Source organism: Bacillus sanguinis (assembly GCF_018332475.1).
GTDB classification, from domain to species: Bacteria; Bacillota; Bacilli; order Bacillales; family Bacillaceae_G; genus Bacillus_A; species Bacillus_A sanguinis.
Genome location: NZ_BOQB01000341.1, coordinates 1 through 4,110, shown reverse-complemented (window position 1 = coordinate 4,110; position 4,110 = coordinate 1). Strand labels below are relative to the sequence as shown.

4 protein-coding genes are annotated in these 4,110 nt (G+C 36.4%); 1 reads left to right on the top strand and 3 read right to left on the bottom strand.

Annotated elements, in window-relative coordinates; genetic code table 11:
• Both KI369_RS25480 and rraA read right to left on the bottom strand, forming a co-directional pair.
• Nucleotides 1–532 (bottom strand): DUF4430 domain-containing protein (locus tag KI369_RS25480; protein ID WP_212958135.1); only part of this gene is annotated, 532 nt, incomplete at its 3' end.
• Between the two features lie 338 nt (nucleotides 533–870).
• A complete protein-coding gene (gene rraA, locus KI369_RS25475; RefSeq protein WP_212958133.1) occupies nucleotides 871–1,350 on the bottom strand; it encodes a ribonuclease E activity regulator RraA in 480 nt (159 codons plus the stop codon).
• A 201-nt stretch (nucleotides 1,351–1,551) separates the two neighbouring features.
• Here rraA and KI369_RS25470 point away from each other — a divergent pair, with 201 nt between their 5' ends.
• On the top strand, nucleotides 1,552–2,982 hold the full coding sequence (locus KI369_RS25470; RefSeq protein ID WP_212958131.1) for a YfcC family protein: 1,431 nt from the start codon (nucleotides 1,552–1,554) through the stop codon (nucleotides 2,980–2,982).
• Nucleotides 2,983–3,119: 137 nt separating this feature from the next.
• Here the strand turns inward: KI369_RS25470 and KI369_RS25465 are convergent, their stop codons facing one another.
• On the bottom strand, nucleotides 3,120–3,947 hold the full coding sequence (locus tag KI369_RS25465; protein WP_212958129.1) for an endonuclease I family protein: 828 nt from the start codon (nucleotides 3,945–3,947) through the stop codon (nucleotides 3,120–3,122).
• Between the last annotated feature and the right edge of the window lie 163 nt (nucleotides 3,948–4,110).

The window sequence follows — 4,110 nt, the reverse complement described above, 5'->3', positions numbered from 1 at the left end:
TTTCTTGTTTTGGATCATCCGTTTTTGGTTCTTCTGGTTTTTCTTGTTTTGGATCATCTGTCTTTGGTTCTTCTACAGTTTTACAAGTACCAAATTTATCTAATGTTTGCTGTAATGTTTCCTGGCTCATATTGCTCCAGTCTGCAACAAAACGAAAGACAACAACATCTCCAGCATTTAGTTTATAACTATCTGCTCCAACTTCTGCAGATTTATCATTTACATCATACAGCCAGCCGCTTGTAGCCCCAGCCATTAAACCATCAATGCCTTTGACATACGTTCCAAACGACATCGTTTCAGTTTCTACTTTGTCCCCCATGACTTTTTGTAGCAAACTTAAAGCTGTTTCCCCATCTTTAATTTGCTCTTCTTTCGGACATAACATAATACCCTTTTGTGATTCCCCAATAATTGCAAGTTTTGCTGTGTTGCCTTCAGCAAACGTAATATGTACTGTATTTGCAAAAGAAACAAATACAAGTGTAACTGCCATTAACGACGTAAGCAGCCATTTTTTCAACATTGCCATCCCAAAATTTCCTCCCTTACTACTATTTACACAAAAAAAGGCCCTTCAAGGGCGTGCAATTGACACTCTTTTTTTGTAAGTGTCGAACAAACTGTGCAACACCTCCTACCCGCATCATTCGCGGCTATATTTGTATAGGAAAAATAATTTTGTTTATGAACGTATCATTGTGATAACATTCACTTTTCTAGGCACAACTTACTTCCATTTAAGTTATCGTAAAACGATAAACCTATACATTCTGTTAATTATAAATTTCTGTATTATTTTACTATTGACAAAGAATTTTGTCCATGCTTTATCGGATTTATTTTCTAAGAATAGTAGTTTACTAGCCTTTAACGATGCAAACTCTTCTCACTAATAACGACGCCATCTTCATCCACATACACATATTCATTCGGCTTCCATTCTACTTGTCCAAATTGCAATGAAATATCCCGCTCTCCTTTTCCTTCTTTTACACTTCTATTTGGCATCGTCCCTAACGCTAAAATACCAATATTAATATTCTTTAGTTCACTAGAATCACGAACATATCCATTCACAATAATTCCTGCCAGCTTTCTTTCCTCCGCAATAGCTGCCAAATTATCGCCAAGTAACGCACAATTCGTAGACGCTCCACCATCAACAACTAATACCGTTCCTTCTGGTAATGTTTGCAATCCCTCTTTCACTAGTACATTATCATCCTTTACTTTTACCGTTGCAATTTTCCCGTGGAATTGTTCTTTCTTCCCAAAAGATCGAAAAGACTGGCGACATATTTGTAATTCCTTTTCAAACTCATCACATAGATCCGTAGTTTTCCACATCTTTTTCCCCTCTTTTCCCTATTCTTTCTATATAACATATTCTTGAATTTTTTTCGTTTCCCTGTCTAACGTTGCAATAATTTGTATGTGCAGGAAAAGGACAGAAAGACTATTGCCTTAAGAAGCAACCTTTATTATAATCGATTTCACAGATAAATTTCAGAATATTAAAAATTAACCAAGTGAAAAAGGAGGGTTTTTATGCAATTACATACCGAAGTAAAAAAGCAGCCAAGTAAACGAAAGTTTAAAATGCCTGACGCGTACGTACTACTATTTTTTATTGCCTTACTTTGTGCCATTGCTACATATTTCGTTCCTGCTGGAGAGTTTAAAAGAGTTACAAACGGGACTGTTACAACGACTATACCAGGAAGTTACCATTCTGTTCCGCAATCACCGGTAGGGTTTGTTTCTTTTTTTACCGCTATTGAAAAAGGAATGACACTTGCTGCTCCTATCATCTTCTTAATTTTATTTACAGGCGGTGCCATTGCGATTCTTGAAAAAACCGGTGCTCTTGACGGTTTAATCTATCATGTGATTAACAAATTTCGTAACCAGCAATTACTTTTTATATGCATTGTCGCCGCACTCTTTTCTATTCTCGGAACGACTGGTATTATCGTTAACTCAGTTATCGGATTTATCCCCATCGGCATCATCGTTGCACGCACGTTAAAATGGGACGCTATCGTCGGCGTAGCAATTATATATTTAGGCACTTATGCTGGTTTTAATGCTACTATTTTGTCTCCCTCACCTTTAGGTATTTCACAAAAAATCGCAGAACTTCCGATGTTTTCAGGGATTGGTTTACGCATAGCAATCTATATCTCTTTTTTACTTGCTACCATTATATATATTAATTGGTATGTGAAACGCTTGAAAAAATCGAATAAAGGAAGCATTCTCGGCGACAATTGGTTTCCAAGTAATGCTCTTTCAAGTGGGATAGAAATAGAGAAAACTGAAGTTCCTTGGACAATACGTCATAAATTAATTTTACTCGTTTCAGCTTTATCATTAATTGTATTTTTAGTAGGCGCTTTTCGTCTACATTGGACAGACGCAGAAATGACTGCTACTTTTATTTTCATAGCAATTACAGCGGGAATAATAGGTGGCATGAAAGCAAACGATATCGCTTCTACTTTTCTAGCAGGCTGCCAAAATCTCATATATGGTGCTTTGATCGTCGGAATGGCTCGTTGTATTTCAGTCATTTTGGAGCAAGGCAAATTACTTGATACAATCGTTAACCAACTTGCACAGTCTCTCGAAGGACATAGCCCTGTATTTGGCGTTATCGGTATGTATGTAAGTAGTGCCGCATTACATTTCCTCATTTCATCCGGGACAGGAGAATCTGTTATTTTCATTCCGATATTAGCTCCATTAGCTGATTTCATGCATATTACACGCCAAGTTACAGTACAGGCTGTTATGCTTGGAGAAGGTGTAGTGAACTGCCTCAACCCAACTTCCGGTGTTTTAATGGGCGTCCTCGCAGCGAGCGGCATTTCTTACGGAAAATGGATTCGATTTATGGCTCCACTTGCATTCATTTGGTTTATCATCGGACTTATTTTTCTTATTGTAGGTGTGAATATTGAGTGGGGACCGTATTAAAAGATTCATTTTATATTTAACTTGATAAAATTTCTATTCTCTAATACTATAAAAATCACTTATTCTAGTATAGATATAAACAGGGATTGATCATAGTGATCAATCCCTTCTCTCAAAGTAAAATACCTTTAAGTATTTTAGTTCCAAATTTTATTTACCCATTCCGGATGATCAATAAAAGGATTACGATTATGTTGATATTTCGTAAAAATCACTTCATTACGCTTTCGCTCTAAATCATCTACCGGGTCTTGTTCATTCCATTTTAGTAAAACGGATAGTTTGCCCATGTATGGGTCTTTATTGTTGTTCACCTTTTCATTTAGTTCTAAATCTACTTCGCCGTTGTCTCCTTCATAACGAACAGCCATGTAAAATAGCATTCTAGCGATATCTCCTTTTACACTATCACGAGGTTCCCAAGAATCACTATCGTATTTACATTCTGTCGCTTCCGAATGATTCACACCACCATTATCAAAATCCAGATTTCCACGTGAACTATTTACAGATACATCTGTCGCTCTTAAATGATGCAAATCTGTTCCAGCTCCTGCAGTCGTTCCAAAATCACCGTGAGATTTTGCCCAAACATGCTCTCGGTTCCAATTATCAACTCCTGAACCATTCGTAAGTTTCCCTTGCGAACGCCCAGTATATAAGAGTAACACATTGTTTTTATTATTTGGATCTTCATCCGTATCTCTTAGTGCTTCCCAAACCGCACTGTATGATAACTTTGTATGATCATCAATAATATTATGCAGTTCCTTCTTTAATTCTAACCCCGTTTTTCCTATTGCGTTATTATAATATGTATCGTCATAACTTTTTACAGTAATCTCTTGTGGTGATGCAGAAGCTACTTCACCGTGTATGATATCTGTGAATGATAGAGATGCAGTACCTAAAATAAAAAATGAAGATAGTGTAACCATAGCAAGCTTTGTATTTCGGAACTTCATATACCCATTTCCCCTTTAACATATAATTTGAAACTATTAACTAAAACGTGCTTTTTAACCCCCGAAAACTTTTAGAAGCCCATACCCCTTTTCTTTTTATTTAATACAAAACTCTATTGAGTCTGTATTATTTCCACACTTTTAGTTTATCTACTTCTCAAGG

Coding starts and splice junctions, on each gene's coding strand:
- rraA (WP_212958133.1), bottom strand. CDS start 1,350: ATGTGGAAAACTACGGATCTATGTGATGAGTTTGAAAAGGAATTACAA.
- KI369_RS25470 (WP_212958131.1), top strand. CDS start 1,552: ATGCAATTACATACCGAAGTAAAAAAGCAGCCAAGTAAACGAAAGTTT.
- KI369_RS25465 (WP_212958129.1), bottom strand. CDS start 3,947: ATGAAGTTCCGAAATACAAAGCTTGCTATGGTTACACTATCTTCATTT.